This is a genomic window from Desulfopila sp. IMCC35008, from assembly GCF_010646885.2.
In the GTDB taxonomy this organism is placed as follows: Bacteria; Desulfobacterota; Desulfobulbia; order Desulfobulbales; family Desulfocapsaceae; genus Desulfopila.
In genome coordinates, this window is sequence record NZ_CP050700.1 from 3,984,258 (window position 1) to 4,006,903 (window position 22,646).

The window sequence follows — 22,646 nt, forward strand, 5'->3', positions numbered from 1 at the left end:
CTCCTTTATGCCGCCTCGGCATCATGACTGTTAAGAGGGCCCAGCTGCTTGATGGTCTTTGTCATAGAGGTCACAGCCTCGACAAATTTATCCGGCTCTGCTGAAGAAACCCAGGTTATCTTAAACCTCTCACTCTCGTATCCGAAATCCTCCAACAGTTCGTTGATCATGTCGGAACGGTTCATCGCAATATAATTACCATCCAGGTAATGACATTCACCGAGGTGTCAACCGAGTACCATGACCCCGTCGGCACCTTGGCCGAGAGCATCCAGGACATGCTCGGGATGAACCATCCCCGAACACATCACCCTTATGATCCGCACATTATGCGGATACTGCATTCTGGAAATACCCGCAAGATCAGCAGCGGCGTAGGAGCACCAGTTGCAGCAGAAGGCAATGATTTTTGGCTCAAAACTCATTTGATCTACTCCTTGTTACGTTGACGTAGCGTTAACGTGTTAATCTATCTTTTCAGCAACTCCTGACCATACCGGGGAAACTGATGTTCCCCGGCTGTCGAGTCACGATCAAACGGCGAGTGCCGCCTGAATCTGGCTGCTGATCTGCTTCATGGTAAACCCTGCTACGGCCACACCACGTTTCGGGCAGGTTCCCTGGCAAAGGCCGCAGCCCTTACACTTGGCCTTGTTAACGGCGATAATCCTGTTTGAGGTCCCTTCGTCACTGGACTCCACAAGGGAAATAGCACCATAGGGACAGACATCTATGCAGAGTGCACAACCGTCACAATTGGTCTTATCAACAGTAGCTTTGATAGCGTCAAGCGACACCTCTGTCTTAGAGAGCAGAGTCGCTGCCCTTGACGAAGCCGCAAGTGCCTGGGCCACAGACTCTTCCATTGGTTTCGGGTAATGGGCAAGACCGGCTACAAACATTCCGTCTGTAGAGAAATCTACCGGGCGCAGTTTGGCATGGGCTTCCAGGAAGAAACCATCGCCATCAACCGGCACCTTAAACAACTGAGCAAGCTGCTTGGCATCATCCTTGGGTCGAATTGCGCTGGCCAGGATCACCATATCCGCCTTGATCTTCAGTGGACGGTGGAGAACATGATCCCATACCTGGACATCAATAATATCTCCACTCTCCTCTACAAGTGGCTTTCCATGCAGTTCATAGTTAATAAAAATAATGCCCATCTTGCGCGCCTGGCGATACAATGCCTCACGCTCGCCATAGGTACGCATATCCCGGTAAAGGATGTAAATATTGCGTTTCGGGTCTTCTTTCTTCAGTTCAATTGCTGTCTGGACCGAGTGGGTACAACAGACCTTGGAACAGTAGTTGCTTTCGCCTTCACGAGAACCGACACATTGAATAAAGACAAGGGTATTGGCCTTGCTGACATGTTTTTCCTTCAGCTCATGAAGCTTATCGAACTCGATAGAAAGAACAACTTTCTTTATTTCCCTGTACCCATACTCGTCGGGAGGGTAGATAGAACCACCAGTGGCGATAATCCCGACACCATGTTCGATGGTCTTGGTCAGGCCATCCTTGGTCTTGATGGACGTCCTGAAATTACCGACAAAACCGTCCACTTTGCTAACCTCAAACTCCTTGTGGATGATGATTTTCTCATTCCAGACCACCTTGTCGATCAGCTTGCTCACCTTGCTCGGAATATGTTCACCGGACCAGGTTTCCCGTAAATGCAGGGCATTGCCTCCAAGGGTATCTGTCTTTTCGACGAGGTGTACCTCGAATCCCTGCTCGGCGAGATTGAGAGCAGAAGTCATACCGGACACACCGCCACCGACGACAAGAGCCTTCTGGGTAATCTGTACCTCGATCGGCTTGAGTGCAGCCCCGTAGGTGACCTTTGCCGCAGCCATACGGACCAGGTCCTTGGCCTTGGCTGTTGCCATTTTGGGATTATCGGTATGAACCCAGGAACCATGATTCCTGATATTGGCCATCTCAATCAGGTATTCATTAAGCCCTGCCGCTTTGAGTGTCTCACGAAACAGCGGTTCGTGCGTTCTCGGGGTACAGGCGGCTACAACAATCCTGTTGAGATTCTGTTCCCTGATTCGCTTGACGATCATATCCTGCGTGTCCTGGGAACAGGAGAACAGGTTTCGCTCGGTGTAGACCACATTCGGAAGCGTCGCAGCATATTCCTGTACCGCCTCAACATCAATGGTACCGGCGATATTGGACCCGCAGTGGCACACAAAGATGCCCAAACGGGGATCTTCACCACAAACATCTTTTTCATCCGGAAAGGTCGCTTCCGTTGATAGCTCATGGCGTGACGGGGACAGCAGTTCGCCAACCGCAGCGGCGGCGGCGGAACCTTCCACAACAGATTGCGGGATATCTTTCGGCCCGGCAAATGCACCGCAGGTAAACACACCTTCCCGTGAGGTCTGGACCGGTGCGAAATCCGATGTTGCGGCAAACCTGTCCTGGGTCAGCTTGATACCGGTTGTCTCGGCCAGTTGCAGGGTTTTCTTGTCTGTCTGCAAACCGACGGACAGTACGACCATGTCGTAAAATTCTTCTATCTGACGGCCTTCCTCATTCACATAACTGAGACGTAGATCCCCCGCCTCATTGGCAGGCTCAACACCATTGACCTTACAGCGGACAAAGCGGACACCGGACTCACTCTTGGCACGATCCATATAGCGGTCGAAATCCTTGCCGTGCGTACGCATATCCATATAGAAGATAGAAGTGGACAGACCGGGTACATGGTCTTTTGCAATAACCGCTTCCTTGATAGCGTACATACAGCAGACAGACGAACAGTAACCATTGCCACAAAGGTTCTCATCACGGGAACCAACACACTGGAGGAAGGCAATCTTGTTGGCAGCCTTGCCATCAGAAGGACGGATAAGGTGTCCCTCGGTGGGGCCTGAGGCGGAGAGATACCGTTCAAGCTGCATGGCGGTAACAACATTGGGGTAGTTCCCATATCCCCACACCTCGGCATCCGTTGGATCATACGGCTCAAAACCGGGAGCCAGTACAACAGCGCCCACATTGATCGCATGAATCTTTTCAGTGTCGTGATAGTTAATTGCCCCGGCATCACAGACCTTCTCGCACATACCGCATTTACCCTTGGTAATCATGATGCAGTTGTCCGGATCGATCTGGTACTTAAGCGGTACCGCCTGGGCGTATTTTACATAGATAGCCTTGCGTTTTCCGGTGGAGGCATCGTACTCGCTGTCCACCTTCTTGGGACATTTTTCGGTACAGGCCCCACAGGCAATACATTTATCCACATCCACATAGCGTGGAGCTTCTTTTACAGTTACAGTGAAATCTCCCGCATCACCATCGATGGCGGTAACTTCACTGAGCGTCATCAGTTTTATATTTAAGTGCCGACCGCACTCAACCAGTTTTGGCGCGATGATTCACATCGAGCAGTCATTGGTCGGGAAGGTCTTATCGAGCTGGGCCATGGCCCCGCCGATAGCACCTGTCTTCTCAATCAGGTAGACGTAGTATCCGGCATCAGCGAGGTCGAGTGCGGTCTGCATGCCAGTAACACCGCCTCCCACAACCATAACCGAACCGATTTTTTTCTTTTCAGGCATTATGTGCTTTCTCCTCTCAATCTATTTTTCATGAGCACCCCGTGACCGTCGGGATTCCCACTTCAGCTCTATTCCTGCTCAAGCCGTAACTTCTGTTATTGCTTGTTGGGGAGAATGAGCGAATCCGCAACCAGTTCCCAAAGATACTTCACCTCAATATTGAGATCGTACTCTTTGTTCAGCGATTTCATCAGCTGATCGCGGCAGTTATGGCACGGTGCGATGACAAGCTTTGCTCCGGACTCTTCTATTTGCCGGGCCTTAATACGACCGTAGTACACACGCTCATCGGCATATGGCATTGCCCAGGCTCCACCACCGGCACCACAGCAGTAGGCGCCGTTTCGATTGGGATTCAATTCACGGAGATCGTCGGCACAGGCCCCGGCCACCAGACGCCCTTCTTCAAAATAGCCCTTGCCGAATGCCTTCAGCGATTTTCTACCGTAATTGCATGGATCGTGATACACCACCGGCATCTCATGTACGGACTTATCAAGCTGGATCTTGCCTTCATTGATGTATTCGAGCAGCAGGTCGAATACGGTCATGATCTTGAATTCGTTCAGTGCTTCAGGAAACCACTTGTTCAACCCGGACCGGGTTGCAAAATAGGCGTGGCCTCACTCGGGTAGCAGGAGAATTTTACAATTCAACCTGCGCATGTTATCGACGATGCGCCCGACAACGATTTTCATGGCATCATCATCACCGGAAAACAGTCCCCAGTTCACACCTTCCCAGTGTTCGGAAGAGATGGTCCAGGATTCACCGGCAGAATAAAAGATCTTCCACCACCACTTCATGTCGTCCGGTTCGGCGAACGGTTCTTTTGAGTTGACCGTTACAAGTACCCTCGCACCATTCACATCAATGGGGGTCTTGAAACCGGGGCAGCTCTCCTCGGCAAGTTCTTCGCCAAGATCCTCACAGAGGAACACGAAATCGTCCTTAGGAATACCCAGGTTGTTGCCGCGCTCCAGGCACATCTGCACACCTTTGTGGATGGGACCGGGAACAAGGTCTCTCTCCCGGGCGCCGCGTATCTTGCGCATCAAACCGATAATCTGGATATTGGCCGGACATGCCTCTTCACATTTTCCACACATGGTGCATTTCCAGGGCCAGGTTGACTCCAACAGTTCCTGGTCCATGCCAAGGACTGCCATGCGTACAATCTTGCGTGGATCAAGTCCACTCACACCCGAGATGGGGCAGGCACTGGCACACGAGCCGCAGGTCAAACATGCGTCACCCATGGAAGCATCAACAACAAACTGACTGCTGGTTTCACCGAGTACCAATGGTTCCACATCCTGCTTTTCAATCTGCTTGACCGTTTTCAGATCGACATGACTGGATGGGCGAACCAGCGGTTCCCTGCCAAATTTGTCGCAAAGAGCCTGGTAGTCCTGGAATTTCATAAGATACTTACGCCCCGGTCCTTCCTTTGCAGGCAGGGTACCGGCGTTAATCCAGTTTCTTATGGTATTCCGATGTACTCCGAACTCCTCCGCCATTTCACTGACTTTAAATTCGTACATCATTAACAATCACCTCACTTACATTGTTCTGAAAGAATGCGAACAACCTCTTCACATGCTGTATTGACCGCATCAGACATGGCTGGTGTCAGTCCCGGAGTAATCTCTTCCGGTATATATTCAACCTGCCCCGCGAGAATGATCACACGGATGCCGGTATGTTGCTCTAGTTCCTGAAGTAGGTTTACAGTAGGAAACTGATGAAGGGAAAAGTCATGGATTTTCTGGGCCGGGATATCATTCGGGTTAATAGTGAATACATCTCCCGGTTCTTTATTGGGAAAGTCGACCGCATCGAGTATAATTATATTTTGGGGTCGGATCTCCTCGGCAAGCAGGTAGTCAAACAGGTATTCACGGATGCCGGTATCAGCATCGATAGTCTGAACATCCTGGGGCAAATCATAATCGTTTTGCAGTTTTGCGACGACTTCCGGACCAAAGCCGTCATCGCCCATCACAATATTACCGCAGCCGAAAATTACCGTTGTGGGTACGTTCTTATTCATTGTGCGAAATGTGCCTCTATTTGAAGATTTACGCACAAACTACCATTCGCACCCGCCAACTTCAAGGGATTATTTTTCAACCAATTGTGCGTGACCACCTAAGCGTCTGTATTTAATAGTGATATTTTTCCTGTTTTTAGAAACCACGTTTCCACCTTCTCCACAAAGTGGCACATAAGCGCCCAAACATTGTGTTAGTAAACACACATTTAGATATCTAATCAGCACACCTCCCTCACCAATCCCCCCCTCTTACTCAACAAGATCAACAAAAAAGGCCCCGCAGAAATTTCTGCGGGGCCTTTTTACGTCATCATAAACCTCTCTGTCCAGGCGTCAGCCTCCCATCGGGTATCCATCCGGGTTCTGCATTTGCCACCTCCAGGTATCCCTGCACATCTCTTCAATTCCCCTTTCTGCCTTCCAGCCCAATTCCTTAGCAGCCTTTGCCGGATCGGCATAACAGGCAGCGATATCCCCGGCACGGCGGTCTGCAATCCTATATGGTACCTTTTTGCCGCTTGCAGCCTCGAAGGCCGCAACCATCTCCAGAACAGAGTACCCACGGCCGGTCCCAAGATTATAGATAGCTACACCCGGTTCATCAGCGATCCTGTTTATCGCTTTTACATGACCAAGGGCAAGGTCCACAACGTGTATATAATCACGCACTCCTGATCCGTCGGGTGTGGGATAATCACCACCAAAAACAGAAAGCTCTTTCAATTTCCCTAGCGCAACCTGCGAGACATAAGGCATCAGGTTGTTGGGAATACCGGTCGGGTCTTCACCGATCCTGCCGCTCACGTGGGCCCCGACAGGATTAAAATACCTGAGCAGCACAATATTCCAGCTCCTGTCAGCAACATAAAGATCCTGCAGAATTTCCTCTATCATCAGCTTGGTACGGCCATAAGGATTGGTGCACGAAAGTGGAAAATCTTCTGTAATGGGAACAGTCGCCGGGTCCCCATAGACTGTGGCGGAAGAGCTGAACACCATGTTTTTGACCCCGAACTCCGCCATCACCTCACAGAGGTTGAGCGTACCGGTCAGGTTGTTTTGATAATAGAGAAGCGGTTGTTCAACAGACTCGCCAACGGCCTTCAACCCGGCAAAATGAATCACAGCGTCCACGGTTTTGTCCACCTGCTGAAATACCGATCGCAAGGCTTCTTTATCCAGCAGATCCACCTTATGGAAATCCGGTTTCCTGCCCGCCAACTCCTCCACCCTGCGCAGCGATTCCTCACTGGCGTTGCAGAGGTTATCTACCACGGTTACCGTATGCCCTTCCTGCAACAGCTCGATACAGGTATGACTACCAATATATCCGGCTCCGCCGGTTATAATTATATGCATGATATAGCGTTCCTTTTTTACTACAAGAGGATATAAAACGGGAAGATTGTTTCTGCCAGGATCATAGTACATCAATTTGTGTAACGGGCAAGAGGAAACAGAAAATACCTTGTCAACACAGGACCTCTGCCAGGACATCAATAATTCCTCTTTTTCCACCACCTAAAACAAGGTATAGTAGCCAGCCAATCGCACTAACCCTAAATTTCTCATGAACATTATGTCTATTTGGTCCGCCCACCCATTGCTTGGCATTTATTATAGTAGTGCCCGTTACCAAATCATACATAATGTTCACCAAAGGTTAGCGCATGCTGTGTTGTCTTCGGCAGTGTTATAGCATTAGATATAGCCTCCTTTGCTCTACTGCTAAAAACTTTGAATTCGGCACCGCCTGAACTGATGAGAAATTTAATCTACCCCCACCGCAACATTAAACTCACGAGGTACAACAATGCCATACGTTAACATCAGGGTCGCAGGCACCCTCACCAAGGAACAGAAAGCAAAAATATCGGCCGGAGTTACTGAGGTCATATCCAAGGAGGCCAACAAACCGCCCGAAGCTATCCTCATCATGATTGATGAACTGGAAAAAGAGAATATTGCTAAAAAAGGCATTCTCCTCGACCCGCCGGAATAAAATGAATGTGAAGCAACGGATAGAAGAGCTGCACCGGCTGCTGCACGAACATAGTCACCGGTATTACGTACTTGATGACCCGTCAATTTCCGATGGGGAATACGACACCCTGTTCCGGGAGTTACTTGAACTCGAGAAAGAGCACCCGGAACTCGTTACAGCCGATTCCCCGACGGCCAGGGTTGGAGGACCGCCACTGGATAAATTCAGTCAGGTGGAACACCGTGTCCCTATGCTCAGCCTGGAAAATGCTTTCAACAACGACGACCTGTTCGATTTCGAAACCAAGTTGATGCGTTTTCTCAACACCGCTACACCGCTTACCTATGTCGCGGAACCCAAACTGGACGGCCTTGCCGTAGAGCTGGTCTATGAGCAGGGAATACTCGTTCAGGGTTCAACCCGCGGGGACGGTAAAACGGGTGAAGACATCTCCGCCCAATTACGTACGGTACAAGCCATTCCGTTGCGACTCACCGGCACCTCTCCCCAACTTCTTGAAGTTCGGGGAGAGGTTTTCATGGCACAGAAGGGATTTCAGCGGCTCAATGAGGTCCAGCTGGAACAGGGAAAGCAACCGTTTGCCAACCCACGGAATGCGGCAGCCGGGTCGCTTCGGCAACTGGACCCGACCATCACCGCTTCCCGCCCCCTCGATTTTTTCGCTTACGGCCTTTCTGCACCGGAAGAAACAGGTTGTACGAGACATTATGATGTTTTGCAGTACCTGGGAGAGCTCGGACTGCCTATCAACGATCTCACCAAACAATGTGAGACCATCGCAGATGTTATTATTGCATTTCAAGAACTCGGAGACCTCCGTCACGAGCTCCCTTACGAAATAGACGGTATGGTAGTGAAAGTTGACACCCTGGCCATACAGGAACGGCTCGGCAACAAAGCCCGTGCACCGCGCTGGGCTATCGCTTGCAAGTTTCCGGCAACCCAGGCAACCACCACCCTCATAAACGTTGAATTCCAGGTAGGGAGAACCGGTGCCGTCACCCCGGTTGCCATCCTTGAACCGGTTACTGTTGGAGGTGTCACGGTCAGCAGGGCCACCCTGCATAACCAGGACGAGATAGAACGCAAGGGCTTACATTATGGCGATACGGTCCTGATCCAAAGAGCGGGCGACGTGATTCCTGAGATCGTCAAACCGATTGAGGAACAAAGGGACAGTTCGGCACAACCTGTCTTAATCCCTGTTGTTTGCCCTGTCTGTGACCACCCCCTTGAGAAGCCGGCGGGTGAAGCGGTCACACGGTGCAACAACCCACACTGCCCGGCCCAGAGGCTACGAACCCTTATTCACTTCACCTCAAAGGCGGGGCTCGATATTGAGGGGCTTGGCAAAAAGTGTATCGAACAGCTTTTTGCGGAAGGTATCGTAAAAGACATACCCGATATTTTCACCCTGGACCGTAATCAATTATCGGAGCTTGATGGTTGGGGTAAAAAATCGGCCGATAATGTTATAGAGGCAGTAAAGGGCCGAAAAAACCCTCCGCTTGGAAGATTGCTGGCAGCATTGGGAATACGATTTATCGGCGAGGTCACTGCAGCCCTCCTCGAACAACACTACCCCACCTTTGACAAACTTATCGGAGCAAGCAGGGAAGACCTGCTTGAAGTAGACGGCATAGGCGAACAGGTGGCCAATTCCATAGTCGAATATTTCGGTGACGAACGGGTTGTCGCAATGGTCACACAGCTGCGGGAATCCGGGGTAGAACCGAAAGTACTCCTGCAAAACGCAGAGACCCAGCCGCTCAGCGACCAGATAGTCCTATTCACCGGCAGTCTATCCCAGCTCTCACGCAGCGAAGCCAAGAAACTGGTAAAAGAGAACGGTGGCCAGATCGCTACTTCGGTCACAAAAAAAACTACCATCGTCGTGGCTGGCGACAAAGCAGGATCAAAGCTTAAAAAAGCGATGGAAATGAAGAAAACCGTGATGAGTGAAACGGAATTTCTGCACCTCATCAATAAGGCATAGTGAAAAGCGGGTATCAGATTCTGCAGGGAAGCGAATCATACAAAACGCACTCAAACAGAAAATTTCAACAGATTTAATCATATTCGGCAATCACACCCTGCCACTGTAGCATTGTTGGCAAATAAGGATCGCCAATTCACTACAATACTATATAGCCCCTCGCACCTCCGGTAAAACCTGGAAGCCACGCAATATCATGGCACGTTCTCTAACCTGAAACAACTTTACACATTTTTAGATCCATAACAGATGGTGATAGCTGAATGTTCGCTTTCACTCGAACAGGAAATCAAAAATGCAACGATGATGGCAGGCACATTAGTATTTTTTTTTTTGAGCCCAAATGATGGTAGAATGAAACCTGCCTGAATATTTACTTATAAATGCGATTCGTATTCGTCTCCACCCTCTTCCTCAAATGGAGGTACTATCCATGAAATATTTTTTTGTTTTGCTGATTATAGTGTGCATAATCCTGCCCGGCTGTGAAAAGCAGGAGAAAACTAAAATCACAAAACTGAAAGTAGGCATGATACTCGATACGGGTGGAGACAGCGACAAGGGGTTTAATGAGTACAGTCTGCAGGGAGCCAAAAACGCAGCTGAAAAGGCAGGTATAGAATTCGAATACCTGATATCGGAATCCACCTCCATCTTTGAACGAAACATCGAAAAAGTAATCAAGGAAGGGGCTGATCTTGTTTTTACTGTCGGTTTTGCCCTGGCAAATGCAACGGCTAAAGCTGCACTCAGATACCCCGACCGTCATTTTGTCATAATGGATTCCGCTTATTTCCCGGGCAACGGTTGCTCGGAAAGTGTAAATGACTGCTACACAGAAGAGGGGGGGTTAACAAATGTTACCAGTCTTCTTTTTGCTGAAGACCAACCGGCATATCTTGCAGGTGTCCTCGCTGCATGCATGTCAAAGACAGACATCATCGGGTCCGTAGCAGGTTACGAGATCCCCCCGGTGGTCCGGTTCGTTGAAGGATTCATCAATGGCGCCCGCTCCGTCAAACCCGGAATCACCACGTACAAACGTTACATCCCCGATTTTAATGACCCTGACACGGGCAAGGTTGTCGCCACCGATTTCATTTCGAAAGGAGCGGATGTCCTCTTCTGCCCCGGAGGCAAAACCGGCCTCGGCGGCCTCATGGCTGCAACCGAGGCCAGGATCATGGCAATTGGTGTAGATGTGGACCAGTACAGGACCTTTCCTGATGCACGAAGTTCCCTTATTACCAGCGTCATGAAAAACGTCGATGTCGCCGCTGCCTTTGCGATCAAGTCCTTTACCCAGAAAAACCTTCAACCGGGAATTATTTATTTCTCTCTGGACAAAGATGCCGTAGGTTTAGCCCCATACCATGATTGGCAGGACAGAATCTCCGCAGAGTGCACCGACTTGGTCGAAAAAGCCAGGCAGAGAATCCTCGACACCCCCGACATAACCGGTGTCAGACTCAACTAGTTTCCATCCGAAAACTTACCATTCAGGAGTCTTCGCTACCTGGTGAAATTCGAGGCGTTGATCAAACTTTTACCGCAGGCATATTGCTGATATTCCAAGTATTTTTATTGAAACAACGAAGATCCGGGGAGAAAGGGTACACCCGGACAGCCTCCCAGATACTCAATTGATTGCTGTTGAAGGAATGCATGTCGACAATTAGAAGAAAAGATAGTGTAACAGACAACAACCTTACTTCATTTCAGTATTTGTCCAGGCTGCATATCGGCCTGGCAGCATTCGTCCTGCTGTTAGCCGGATTCCGGTATGCAGGAACAGGTAATTGGCAACTGCTGCCACTTATTTCCGTAATCGGCCTGTTTGTTATCATACAGGTTTATGCCCTTCGATTTGTTGCTGAAAGCGGCAGCATCCTCACTGCAATCAGAATTGTCGTCAGTGGACTTCTCCCATGCCTTTTGAGCACCCCCTTCCTGTTTGACAATATATTTCCGACCTGCCTGCTATTTCTTGTCGCAGTTCCTGTTTTTATTACCACCACGGGCCAGGTAAAACAATTGCCATACGCCTTGCTCTTTAGCTTTGCCATCCTCGCGGTGACAATCCTCATCGACCTCATCTTCCCCTGGCAGCACCTTCGCTTGCAGATCAACAGTACCAGGATCTGGTCTCTGACGATCCTGCTAACCCTGGTCTACCTTTTCTTCTCTGTGGCACTGCCTCTCATGTTGTGGAAAAGGGGCATCGCCCGGAAGAGGTTCAAAATCAACCTCGCTACCCAGTACTCCCTCGTTATAACACTCGTATCCGCAACGGTTATTGCCCTTGTTACCCTGGTACTTATCGGGCAGATCCGCAATGCCCGGATTCAACAAGTCGGTCAAACATTTCAAACGGTGGCGGAAAACTTTGGGGAACTCGTTGGTTCACACCTCGAACAGCAGATGCAAAAACTACAACTCCTGACCCAACAGGTGCCTATTATCCGGGAAAGCCTGATAACTGCTAATAATCAATATGGAAACAACCGGGAATTGAATCACCAGAAGCTGCAAGAGAAAAACAAGATGTGGCAGGAACCAGTCCGAAACAGTCGTTTTGAGATGACATACCTGAACAATCAAGCCACCGCTGCCTTAAGCAACTTCAGGGGCCATAACAGCTTTCATCACAACATTCTACTCGTTGACAGGCTCGGCGGTCTTGTGGGCAGCCTTGGCAAAAAACCGGAGAAAATCTTTTTTTACGATGAGGAGTGGTGGAATGTGACCTCAAATCTCGGCCTGGGAAATATTTTCATCGGTGACCTGACCATTGAAGAACGAACAGGACTACCCAATGTCCGTATTTCAATAGCAATTGTTGATCATTCCACCAACAGGGTCCTTGGAATGCTCTCTTCGTTTTATTATCTGCGGACGCTTGTTGAAGATATGGAGCGTTTCAGGCCGGAATCCGTCGAGCAGATCAGTCTGATCGATGCTGACAACAGACTTATCGCAACCACAGGCCAGGATTCAAAGCAGATGGCAACGGTATCCTGGTTTCGCAAGGAGGAAAACAACACTGCGGATTCCGGCTGGAGTCTAGGGGTCGACAAGTTGAACAGGAATGTCCTGATCGGTTACTCTTCCCTGGCTACCGCCTATAACGTCATCAGTAACCCGCTTCACCGACTTGGTTGGCAAATTGTTGTAAGTGGTACACGTCAGAACGCCATGGCTGACGTTGATAGATCGACCCAATGGGCGTTGTTTGTAGGAATGGTAGCAATGGCTGTCGGAGTTCTGGGGGCAATTGCTGCCGCCAAGGTAATTTCCAGACCGTTAGAGAACCTTACGGCGATAACGGCGGCAATGAGCGAGGGTAATCTCAACACCAAGGCCATAGCCAGCGGACCAGAAGAACTTGTTGCCTTATCGACTGCATTTAACCAGTTGACCGAGCGATTACATGAAGTCATTATCAATCTGCGATCAAGGACGAACCAGCTCGGCAAAGCAAAGCAGGAGGCGGAAAATGCCACTCGCCTCAAGGATGAGTTTTTGGCAAAGATGAGTCATGAGATCCGAACCCCGCTTAATGCAATTCTTGGTTTTGCCAACCTGCTTGAGGCCGCCATAGACAATCCCAAAGAAAAAAGGCACGCCCAGATAATTAAGAATAGCGGTACAGACCTGCTTGTCCTGATCAATGATATCCTCGACCTTTCAAAGATTGAAGCCGGCCATATGGTACTCCAGTCGGAAGCAGTAAGTCTGAGGCAGCTTTTTCGTGAACTCCAGGGTGTCTTTTCAATTTCTGCCCAGGAAAAGGGGATAGATCTTATGGTCACTGTCCAAAATAGTGTCCCGGCTTACCTGATGATAGACCGGGTCCGACTTCGCCAGGTGCTGTTCAATCTTATCGGCAATGCCCTGAAATTTACTGCACAAGGAAGTGTAAAATGTATCGCCCAAGTAAGACCATCTGATAACTCCAATCGTATAAATCTGCAGATAGAGGTACACGATACGGGCAGAGGTATTGACCCGAATGATCTGGAAATCGTATTCGAAAAATTCAAACAGGATCAGAACACTACCCTTGGCTCATCCGAAGGAAGCGGCCTTGGCTTGACAATATCCAAAAGCCTTATTGAAATGATGGGCGGCGAGATCTCTGTAAAATCAAGCATTGGTGCCGGTACAACTTTTATCATCTCCCTGAATAATATCGAGCAGGCAGATGATAATGGCGGCGACAGACCAGAGAATATTGTTACGCCTGAATGGCAAAATACTCACCAGTTCAGGCCGGCTGACATTCTTATCATCGATGATCTGGATGTTAACCTTAAACTCATAACAGAACTGCTGGACCAGTATGAATTCGTCGTGGACCAGGCAGAAAGTGGGGAGAGAGGACTCGACCTTACCCGCCAGAAACAATACGATCTCATATTACTCGATATCCGAATGCCAAGGATGGATGGTTTTGCCGTGTTGGAAAAATTGAAAACAGAAGGTAAAAACCGTACTACACCGGTCGTGGCGACAACAGCCTCGGCAATGAAAGAGGAAATCGCCGAAATAGAAAATGCGGACTTTGATTATTATATTATCCGCCCTTTCGGGCTGGACGACCTGCTCCAGATCATCTCAATCGCATTGCCGCATAAAGTCATCCATGTGGAAGAACCCCTGGCTGGCAAACCGGTTCAAAACAAAACAGATTTCTTCACAGACAGTCTATGGATATGCCCACCACAGGCGAAAGATCGTATCGAAAAAGAGCTCACACAACAATGGCAGTTGATTCAGCAAAAACAATCTATACCCGATATCGTCCTTTTTGCAAAAAATCTACAGCAGACCGGAACAGATTTTGGCATAAATATCCTCATCCGCTATGGCTCACTACTGGAAGAATATGCTGATGATTTTGATATTTACAATATGGAACGGCTCCTGACTGATTTCAGGAAATTGTTGGATAACCGTACCGTTTAACTGAATGGCAAAAGATAGTTCGCAGATAAAGGAGTAGTGGTCTTAATGGAAGACAAGATTCTTATCGTTGACGATATTGATAAAAATATCCAGATCCTCGGTTCTATCCTTGGCAGGAACGGCTATGCCGTGTCGTATGCTACCAGCGGGAGGAAGGCCCTTGAAATGACCTTCGAACAAAAATTCACCCTTATATTGCTCGATGTCATGATGCCTCAAATGGATGGTTTTGAGGTCTGCCGGGAACTCAAAAAACGAAAACGCACTAGAGATGTACCCATTATTTTTCTTACCGCCAAAACAGAACAGAAAGATATCAACTTCGGCCTGCAACTGGGAGCGGTCGATTACCTGACCAAACCAGTTAACGATATCGAACTCATCGCCAGGGTAAAAACACACACGTCCCTGCAACGTGCCCGAAAATTGATCGAAAGAAGAAACAGGGAACTCAAAGAGAAAAACAGAGAACTTGCTCAATTACTTGCAGAAAACCGCAAAGCCCATAGTGAAATCAAAACCCTCAGGGGGATGATCCCCATCTGCTCTAAATGTAAGAAGATCCGCGATGACAAAGGCTTCTGGAACCAGATCGAGACATATATCAGCGAACACTCTGAAGCACAATTTACCCACAGCATCTGCCTGAACTGCGCCAGGGAACTTTACCCAGACCTGGATCTTGGCGATATCTAATCCACCACTAGGAGGTTGTCCGACAATAGGAATTTTCGTTCAGATCAAGGCAAACGCGAAAAATTACCGCAGGTATATAGTTAATATTATGAGGATAATTTTTCGTATTTAACGAAGATATGGACCGGTAAGCATAGACTCCGAGAAGTGCATTCTCGGACAGCCTACTAGACAAGAAACGCAAGTTGTTATACTTCCTCATGGAGAGCCGTGTTACTTTCTACTTCTGAAAAAACATGACTCGCTTGAGCCCACCAATATCTTTTTTACAACACCTTCCTTATCATCCACTCCACATCGATGAACAACCTACTGTGCAAAATAACCTGAACTTCTCATAAGAGCTTCGAGATAGATACCTCGAAGGTTTTTCAACTTTCACTATCTGTTGCTGGTTCTAAATTAATCCCAAAACCCTTTCCTGGTTTTCCGTTTTTTCCTAATTTCCAGGAATTCGGGCCCAAGCAGGATATCTTTTTCAGAAAACCCTCCCACTTATCTCCCTGTTAATGCGTCCGTGTCGGGTCGACATCGACACCATATCGCACCGATATCTCCCCATATCGTCTAGGAAAAGATCACCAAACAGCTACCATTGAATCAACAGCAAGACGGTATTGGACGGGTCCCGTCCCACTGGTGCAAAAGCATCCCTATCAACAAAGGAGACAATCATGAAACGCACATTTCACATTCTATCAATCCTGGTTGCACTTTCATTCTTCGTTCCGACTCTGGCAAGTGCAGAAGCCGAACGGCTGATTCTGAAATACAAAGACAGACATATTCAGTCTAAAAATCACCAGGTGCAAGCACTATACCTTAAACGTGAACTGAAACAGAGGTATCCTCAACTCAACCTGAATCAATACAGGCTTGTTCGAACAGTGGTTATGGCCAAAAGTAAAAAAGGCAAGGGAACAATTCAACTCAGGGTCAGAAACAATTACAGCCGCAAACACAAGGTTCATGGCCCCCCGCAGGGTTTCGGCAATTCCGCCAAGTTCACATATGACAAGATTGAGATCGGCAATCCCGCCCACAGAAGCGATGGCCCCTGGCAACTCCTGTTTACAGGTAACTTCAAGCTGAGAAAGGTATTACTGGTGGTCGAACGAAAAGACCGAAACAAAAACACCCACTACAGCTCCAATGACAACACCTGGTGGGACAGCAATCACAGACCCTATGATTATGCCGATGACTGGAACCGGGACCGATATCAAAACAGTCATAATGCACGTAACTACCTGGTCCCTTTACCGCTCGTTCTACCGGCACGGAACTGGGGAACAGATATGGAAGGTGAAAAACAATGCGGCAAGCGATCGGGAAAGGTAGCGGACGGCTGGAGATACCCCAACACTATCTGCGAGGCTTCTTCAAGTGCCACATTCAGGGGCGGTTACAGACCCGTACGTCTTTTTATTCGACCGGATAGTCGCCCGCTTGATATTTACAACAACCTGCGTATACGTAACCTTCAGGTTTCGCTAACACTTGACAACCACGGTAAACGAAACTCGGCAACCATTGGCATAAATATCGGAGGCAGGGAATACACGAAATATATCGATTGCACCAGTAGCAACCGTAATCGTGAAGCATCCTTTTCCATAACAGGCGACTGGAATCCTGCGGATGTGCAAAACTCAAGGTTCTGGATCTTACCTGAGCACGGTAACAGCGAGCTGACCATTAAGCACATGCAGGTCCGGGTTAAGAAAATTGGTTAGCAACCATGTCCCGCTCCAAATAGTTGATAATGCCAATTTATTCTTGCATCTCAAGTAGAGTATGGTATCAACATGTAACCTCAAAAGAAGAACCGGCAACCTCTCCCTTTAACCCTACCTGGTGAGATCGGTTAACCCAGTTGCCGGAACACACTATAGATCAAGAAGGAGATTAAGATGAAACGCGCATTGCCCTATATAGTCTTGATAGTCATGACACTTTTTACCATCCAGCTTACCGGCTGTACTGTGCAGAACCATCAACAGCAAGGTACAGCCGTAGGCGCCGGTGTCGGTGCAGGTGTCGGTGCCATCCTGGGCCAGGCTATCGGTGGAGATACCGAAGCAACAATGATCGGTGCAGGTATCGGTGCCGCCCTGGGCGGTGTAGCCGGCAACCAGATTGGCCGATACATGGATATGCAGGAAAAGGATCTCCGTAATGCTGTTGCCGCCTCCGATGCAGCAAGCGTGAGAAGAAGCCAGGATGTCCTGACCGCAACCTTCAAAGGCGAGGCATTCTTCGACTTCAATTCTGCGTCCATTAAACCTGGTGGATATACAGAAATCAGCAGGGTCGCCACCGTCTTGAACAAATATCCTCAAACAAGAATCCGTGTAGCCGGCCATACAGACTCCCGCGGATCGGAAGCTTACAACCTGAAGCTCTCTCAACACAGGGCCGATGCGGTTAAGAACGCATTAACCCAGAGGGGCGTGGACCCGAGACGGATTGAGACCATCGGTTATGGAGAATCAATGCCTATATCCTCCAGCGATGCCGTCAACAGAAGAGTTGAAATCATCATCGTTCCCATCCAGGCATAACAGCCAACAAGACAGAAATTCTTGTAAACGCCCTGGGACAGCATTGTCTTCAGGGCGTTTTTTTTTGCTGTTATGGTATACTGGTTTAGAAACAACAGCGTTTTCCCGATGTATCAAACCAAATTCATCTTTCTTTCGGGCCAATTATGGACGCAAACAGATATACTCAGATCGAACAAAAAATAGAATCCTTCCCCGCACTCCCAGCTGTTGTCGCTCAGGTACTGAAGGTTACAAACAATCCGGAAAGCTCTGCTGCCGACCTGATGGAAGCAATCCAGCCCGACCCCTCCATGTGTACCGCAATCCTGAAGGTAGCCAACTCTGCTCTCTTTGGGCAACCTAAGAAGGTAAGCTCACTCGAGCAGGCCATCACCCTGCTGGGGTTTAACGAGATCGAATCCATTGTGCTGGGGAAAGCGGTTGTGACATCTTTCCAGCAGATTCTTGTCGGGCATAAAGAAGAGTTGAAAGAATTCTGGCAACACTCCTTCACTTGTGGTCTGGCCGCCAAGATCATTGCTGTACACCTCAACCTCTCATCCGGTCAGTTTTTTATGGCGGGTCTCATCCACGATATCGGAAAGCTGGCCATGCTGCTTAGTTTCCCTAAGGAATATGGCAGCACCGGCTTCCTCAATCAATTCAGCACGCAACAACAACTACAGCAAGAGACAGAGCTTTTTAGTATTTCCCATGAATTGGTTGGCGGAAAACTCCTGCAAAAGTGGAACTTCCCGCAAAATCTGTTGTTCTCTATCGGGTTTCATCATCAACCTGAAAGAGCACCCAAGCAAAATGGGTATCCCCTGGTCATCCAGCTTGCTGATGTTCTTTCCATGTTCTGCTGTAAGCCAGACCTTCTCGGTGAGGACGATATCACCACCGGCGTAACAAAACACCTACCCGATATCCAAAGCAAGTGGGAGAAGTACAAGCTGCCCTTTGGTGAAGAAACCCTGGAGTCGTGGTTTGCCTGGTTAAAGATAGACCATGCCCACGGTAGCCCGATACTCAAACTGTTGAGCACCAGATAAAAATCATTCTGGTTATCTTACAAGGTCCGCTGTTATCAGCGAAGTGCCTGAAGTACCGTTGCGGTTGGCTCTCCGTCTACAGGTAAACCACTACTTTTCTGAAAATTCCTGATTGCCTGTCTTGACCCCTTGCCGAGACGACCGTCAATCTCACCGTCGTAGAATCCTTTGTTCTTCAGCAGACGCTGTATTTCAAATTTTTCATCAAAAGAAAGTGAACCTGCCGGTTTCGGCCATGGCTGTACCATACCGTCCCAACCGGCCAGCCTGTCGGCAAGAAGACCTACCGCTAGGGCGTAATAATCTGAATTATTATACTTCTTGATAACAAAGAAGTTCTTGACCATCAGGAATCCGGGTCCTTTCTCTCCCGCCAGGATCTTTAGTTCCGCCCGTTCATCCTGTCGTGGAAATTTTTTCCCACCCGGACGCGTGAAACCAAGTGCCTGCCACTCTGCAAGCGTTTTTGTCTGACCATCATACAGGCCTGCAGTCGCTGGCATTTCGACCTCATACCCCCATGTTCTGCCGCTGCGCCAGCCATTTTTGGCAAGCAGGTTGGCCGCTGTCGCCAAGGCATCAGGAATCGAATTCCAGATATCCCTGCGCCCATCCCCATCGAAGTCAACACCATACGCCAGGTAGCTTGTCGGAATAAACTGGGTGTGCCCCATGGCTCCTGCCCAGGATCCGAGCAAACCATCCCGGCTAATATCTCCTGCCTGCAGGATTTTCAGGGCGGCGATCAGCTGGTTGCGCCCAAACGTGCCCCGTTTCGGATCACCCCAGGCCAGGGTTGCCAGGGCCTGGGGAACATAGTGCAACCGGTGTTTCTTCTCCAGGACAAGACCATAGTTTGACTCCATCGACCAGATGGCAAGAATGACCGATGCTGACACACCATACTCAGCTTCAATCAGGGAAAGCGTATCAACGTGGATGGCTCTCATTTTTGCCCCTCGCGATATGGAGAGTCCGTTAACCCTGTTGTCGAGATAATCCCACACCTTCTGGGTAAATTCCGGTTGGTAGGCCGCCCGCTCAAGAGCCAGTGTATCAGGTTCAGATATATTCACAAAGGCTTCCTGATAAACTGATCGAGATATACCCTGAGCTTCTGCCTGACGCCTGAAATCTTCAACCCATGTACGAAAGTTCGTATCCGCAGCAGCAGGCAGGCAGCCTAAGAAAATAGTCGTAATAATTGCGAAACCGATAAAACGTAATTGTATACACATAACTTTGCACTTTTTTTTAAATCGTCTGTTCATATGTTTCTGCCCACAAAAGACATACTACCATTTGTTGCTGACATCAACAGAAGTCAGATAAAACTGTTAAATTCTTTTCACATTGACCGGCCTCGACCTGAAGGGATACCACAAAACGTGCCACATTGTCGTAACATGCTGTTTTTCTATATTTTTATTCCGTTCTACTTCTTTACAGGATATAGTAGTTGAGGCGTTTTTTTACTTTCACTTACTCTTCAGACAAGGAGCAGCAATCATGCCAAATTTTCTTTTTGTTCTTCGCGACAACAACTTTGAAAAAGCAACTCGTTGTTTTCAGTTTGCAAAAATTGCCCACTCCAAGGGACACCATGTCGATCTGTTTTTTATCGACAGCGGTGTTGACTGGGCCATAAAAGATCGTGACGGCAGTGAAAAGACCGATACTGGCGATTGTGTTAACGACTATCTCCCCTACCTTGTTGACAATCAGGTACAGGCAGGCATTTGCACCCCATGTGCCAAAAACCGAAACCTTGATGAGGCAAATTTCTATAGCAATATGGCTCTAGACGGTGGCCCTCATCTGATAGACATGGCTGCAGAGGCAAAGGTTTTCAACTTTTAGTCTGTCACCAGTGACATTTCCCGCATATGCGAAGCAGTGAATAAGGCACTTTTCCATATCATTGCTTCGCTCCTTTCCTTGACAAGCCAATTTTCCTCCCCACTATTAAATATATCTCTTAACAACATTTTATGAGAGGAGGAATACTATGTCGAATATCATTCGACCAGATTTTCAGAACAACTCCCAGAATGGTAATACCCAGAAAACAGAGCCCGTTCCCGGCTATCAATTGCTGTTGGAGATAACCTTTTCCACTCCCCCTATAAACAGGCGTATACAGGTTTCCGGCAATATAACCCTGGCCGACCTGCATGAGGTAATTAAGACCTGTTTTAACTGGAGCGATGACTACGGACACCGGTTTTTTGTTGGGAAAATTCTTTACGGCCCGAGAAGTAAAAATGAAACCACAACCTCCTATGATGAAGCCGCAACAAGGCTCCATGAACTTGAGGAGGCAATGGGATTCATTTTTACCTATTATTATGATGCGGGATCTGGTTGGGAATGTGAAATAACTGTAGAGCAACTGCTCCCGCCTACAAACACTATCGAGCCACCTGTCTTCCTTGACGGAGAACAGGCAACTCCCCCATACCAGTTTATCGACATCCATGAGTACCAAGCCTTCCTGGCCGACCTTGAAGTAGCTGAGAGTGGAAAAAGAAGAAGAATGCTGGTAGATTATAACCTTGCCTCCGATTTTAATCCGGTTTACTGTGATTCGGAAGAGCTCGCACTAAAAGTACAACATTCCATAGACCATTAACCCAACCCCGGAATCCGAATATTCCCGATTCCTTCCAGGAGAGAGACCATGAACTTATTGCCAGCCATAGTTCAGGAGACTGCACCCTCCCCAGATGCCTCAATTATCTGGCTGCATGGCCTTGGAGCCAGCGGATATGACTTTTCACCCATTGTTCCGGAGTTGAAACTCCCCGAAGCAATGGCTATTCGGTTCATCTTTCCCCATGCGCCGAGGATTCCGGTAACCATCAACAACCACATGGTAATGCCCGCCTGGTACGATATCCTGGAGATGGAGATTGACCGGAAGGTCGACTTTGAACAACTCTCCCAATCCACCAAAGCAATCGCAAGGTTAATTGAAAATGAATGCGAGAAGGGCATAGACAGCAGCCGTATTATAATCGCCGGTTTTTCACAGGGGGGCGCCGTTGCCTATGATGTAACGTTGAGCTGCGACGTTCAACTCGGCGGCCTCCTGGCCATGTCAACCTATTTTGCAACCGAGAAGGTCATACAGTTTAGTGAAGCAAACGTCTCTATCCCAATTGAAATCCAGCATGGAGTTAACGACCCTGTCGTTCCAGAGCACCTTGGGAAACAAGCTCATGACCTGCTGCAATCCAGAGGGTATGCCACCGATTATAAAACCTACCCCATGGAACACGGTGTCTGCCCCGAACAGATCGAGGATATCTCCGCCTGGTTCCAGGAGGTGCTGACGACCTGACCGGCCCGAGGCACCTTATTATAGGGGCAGGTATGAGCGTCCTATCAGGAAACCTGCAGTAATGAGGAGGGCAATCAGGTGTAACTGCCATGTCAGCAAACCTTTGACTACATTTTGAGCACAAAGGTCAAGCCGGTTTTCCACTGTCGCCGTACCTTGCTTTACCTTCAGTTCATTCTGGGACAATTGTCCCCAGGCCTTTTTCCGGTAAAACAATGTCGTCCAACCGGCGAGAAACACATAGATCGTCGATACAGCAAGAAACGTGATGACATAGACTTCCAGGAAACCGATATCCATTTCGACACACCTCCCTGATATTGCTGCTTCATTGCAGTGGATTCCACATTGTATATCCCGAAAATAAAAATTTGCAAAGCGCTGTCCGTCATTG

The 22,646-nt window shown here is 48.6% G+C and carries 18 protein-coding genes; 11 read left to right on the forward strand and 7 right to left on the reverse strand.

From position 1 onward, the window contains the following. Positions 1-5: 5 nt before the first annotated feature. From GA520_RS17370 to galE, 5 genes are all read right to left on the reverse strand, one after another. Positions 6-425: a hydrogenase iron-sulfur subunit gene (locus tag GA520_RS17370; protein ID WP_163337687.1), complete on the reverse strand. Its 420-nt coding sequence runs from the start codon at positions 423-425 to the stop codon at positions 6-8. A 108-nt stretch (positions 426-533) separates the two neighbouring features. After that, positions 534-3,587 carry an FAD-dependent oxidoreductase gene (locus GA520_RS17375; RefSeq protein WP_163337688.1) on the reverse strand — a complete coding sequence of 1,018 codons (3,054 nt, stop codon included), beginning with the start codon at positions 3,585-3,587 and terminating at the stop codon, positions 534-536. 95 nt (positions 3,588-3,682) lie between these two features. Then, a complete protein-coding gene (locus GA520_RS17380; protein ID WP_304511346.1) occupies positions 3,683-5,131 on the reverse strand; it encodes a 4Fe-4S dicluster domain-containing protein in 1,449 nt (482 codons plus the stop codon). A 14-nt stretch (positions 5,132-5,145) separates the two neighbouring features. Then, positions 5,146-5,640, reverse strand: coding sequence for a hydrogenase maturation protease (locus GA520_RS17385; protein ID WP_163337690.1), 495 nt, complete (start codon positions 5,638-5,640; stop codon positions 5,146-5,148). Positions 5,641-5,976: 336 nt separating this feature from the next. Then, a complete protein-coding gene (gene galE, locus GA520_RS17390; RefSeq protein WP_163337691.1) occupies positions 5,977-7,002 on the reverse strand; it encodes a UDP-glucose 4-epimerase GalE in 1,026 nt (341 codons plus the stop codon). A 454-nt stretch (positions 7,003-7,456) separates the two neighbouring features. On the opposite strand from galE, the gene GA520_RS17395 reads away from it, so the two are divergent. The 8 genes from GA520_RS17395 to GA520_RS17430 all read left to right on the forward strand — a co-directional run bounded on the left by GA520_RS17395 (position 7,457) and on the right by GA520_RS17430 (position 18,909). Next, entirely contained in the window at positions 7,457-7,645 is a 189-nt protein-coding gene (locus GA520_RS17395) for a tautomerase family protein (protein WP_163337692.1), read from the forward strand. 1 nt (position 7,646) lies between these two features. Beyond that, on the forward strand, positions 7,647-9,644 hold the full coding sequence (ligA, locus tag GA520_RS17400; protein WP_163337693.1) for an NAD-dependent DNA ligase LigA: 1,998 nt from the start codon (positions 7,647-7,649) through the stop codon (positions 9,642-9,644). A gap of 433 nt (positions 9,645-10,077) precedes the next feature. After that, positions 10,078-11,121, forward strand: a complete 1,044-nt coding sequence (locus GA520_RS17405; protein ID WP_163337694.1) for a BMP family ABC transporter substrate-binding protein — start codon at positions 10,078-10,080, stop codon at positions 11,119-11,121. Positions 11,122-11,309: 188 nt separating this feature from the next. Beyond that, positions 11,310-14,612: an ATP-binding protein gene (locus GA520_RS17410; protein ID WP_163337695.1), complete on the forward strand. Its 3,303-nt coding sequence runs from the start codon at positions 11,310-11,312 to the stop codon at positions 14,610-14,612. 45 nt (positions 14,613-14,657) lie between these two features. Next, positions 14,658-15,308, forward strand: coding sequence for a PleD family two-component system response regulator (locus GA520_RS17415; RefSeq protein WP_163337696.1), 651 nt, complete (start codon positions 14,658-14,660; stop codon positions 15,306-15,308). 674 nt (positions 15,309-15,982) lie between these two features. After that, on the forward strand, positions 15,983-17,044 hold the full coding sequence (locus GA520_RS17420) for a hypothetical protein (RefSeq protein ID WP_163337697.1): 1,062 nt from the start codon (positions 15,983-15,985) through the stop codon (positions 17,042-17,044). A 177-nt stretch (positions 17,045-17,221) separates the two neighbouring features. Next, positions 17,222-17,872 carry an OmpA family protein gene (locus GA520_RS17425; protein WP_163337698.1) on the forward strand — a complete coding sequence of 217 codons (651 nt, stop codon included), beginning with the start codon at positions 17,222-17,224 and terminating at the stop codon, positions 17,870-17,872. 146 nt (positions 17,873-18,018) lie between these two features. Next, positions 18,019-18,909: an HDOD domain-containing protein gene (locus GA520_RS17430; protein WP_163337699.1), complete on the forward strand. Its 891-nt coding sequence runs from the start codon at positions 18,019-18,021 to the stop codon at positions 18,907-18,909. Positions 18,910-18,944: 35 nt separating this feature from the next. Here the strand turns inward: GA520_RS17430 and GA520_RS17435 are convergent, their stop codons facing one another. Continuing rightward, positions 18,945-20,180 (reverse strand): lytic murein transglycosylase, encoded by a 1,236-nt coding sequence (locus tag GA520_RS17435; RefSeq protein ID WP_240910125.1) that lies wholly within the window; start codon positions 20,178-20,180, stop codon positions 18,945-18,947. Positions 20,181-20,418: 238 nt separating this feature from the next. Between GA520_RS17435 and GA520_RS17440 the strand changes: the two genes are divergently transcribed. The 3 genes from GA520_RS17440 to GA520_RS17450 all read left to right on the forward strand — a co-directional run bounded on the left by GA520_RS17440 (position 20,419) and on the right by GA520_RS17450 (position 22,252). Then, positions 20,419-20,769: a DsrE family protein gene (locus GA520_RS17440; RefSeq protein WP_163337700.1), complete on the forward strand. Its 351-nt coding sequence runs from the start codon at positions 20,419-20,421 to the stop codon at positions 20,767-20,769. Between the two features lie 148 nt (positions 20,770-20,917). Next, positions 20,918-21,541 (forward strand): plasmid pRiA4b ORF-3 family protein, encoded by a 624-nt coding sequence (locus tag GA520_RS17445; protein WP_163337701.1) that lies wholly within the window; start codon positions 20,918-20,920, stop codon positions 21,539-21,541. 48 nt (positions 21,542-21,589) lie between these two features. Continuing rightward, positions 21,590-22,252: an alpha/beta hydrolase gene (locus GA520_RS17450; RefSeq protein WP_163337702.1), complete on the forward strand. Its 663-nt coding sequence runs from the start codon at positions 21,590-21,592 to the stop codon at positions 22,250-22,252. 18 nt (positions 22,253-22,270) lie between these two features. Here the strand turns inward: GA520_RS17450 and GA520_RS17455 are convergent, their stop codons facing one another. Further along, complete coding sequence (locus GA520_RS17455) at positions 22,271-22,552, reverse strand: hypothetical protein (RefSeq protein ID WP_163337703.1); 282 nt, start codon at positions 22,550-22,552, stop codon at positions 22,271-22,273. Positions 22,553-22,646: the final 94 nt, after the last annotated feature.

Bases quoted from the DNA above. Each gene is read 5' to 3' on its own strand.
- GA520_RS17385 (WP_163337690.1), bottom strand. From the start codon at position 5,640: ATGAATAAGAACGTACCCACAACGGTAATTTTCGGCTGCGGTAATATT.
- galE (WP_163337691.1), bottom strand. From the start codon at position 7,002: ATGCATATAATTATAACCGGCGGAGCCGGATATATTGGTAGTCATACC.
- GA520_RS17395 (WP_163337692.1), top strand. From the start codon at position 7,457: ATGCCATACGTTAACATCAGGGTCGCAGGCACCCTCACCAAGGAACAG.
- ligA (WP_163337693.1), top strand. From the start codon at position 7,647: ATGAATGTGAAGCAACGGATAGAAGAGCTGCACCGGCTGCTGCACGAA.
- GA520_RS17405 (WP_163337694.1), top strand. From the start codon at position 10,078: ATGAAATATTTTTTTGTTTTGCTGATTATAGTGTGCATAATCCTGCCC.
- GA520_RS17410 (WP_163337695.1), top strand. From the start codon at position 11,310: ATGTCGACAATTAGAAGAAAAGATAGTGTAACAGACAACAACCTTACT.
- GA520_RS17415 (WP_163337696.1), top strand. From the start codon at position 14,658: ATGGAAGACAAGATTCTTATCGTTGACGATATTGATAAAAATATCCAG.
- GA520_RS17420 (WP_163337697.1), top strand. From the start codon at position 15,983: ATGAAACGCACATTTCACATTCTATCAATCCTGGTTGCACTTTCATTC.
- GA520_RS17425 (WP_163337698.1), top strand. From the start codon at position 17,222: ATGAAACGCGCATTGCCCTATATAGTCTTGATAGTCATGACACTTTTT.
- GA520_RS17430 (WP_163337699.1), top strand. From the start codon at position 18,019: ATGGACGCAAACAGATATACTCAGATCGAACAAAAAATAGAATCCTTC.
- GA520_RS17435 (WP_240910125.1), bottom strand. From the start codon at position 20,180: ATGAACAGACGATTTAAAAAAAAGTGCAAAGTTATGTGTATACAATTA.
- GA520_RS17440 (WP_163337700.1), top strand. From the start codon at position 20,419: ATGCCAAATTTTCTTTTTGTTCTTCGCGACAACAACTTTGAAAAAGCA.
- GA520_RS17445 (WP_163337701.1), top strand. From the start codon at position 20,918: ATGTCGAATATCATTCGACCAGATTTTCAGAACAACTCCCAGAATGGT.
- GA520_RS17450 (WP_163337702.1), top strand. From the start codon at position 21,590: ATGAACTTATTGCCAGCCATAGTTCAGGAGACTGCACCCTCCCCAGAT.
- GA520_RS17455 (WP_163337703.1), bottom strand. From the start codon at position 22,552: ATGGATATCGGTTTCCTGGAAGTCTATGTCATCACGTTTCTTGCTGTA.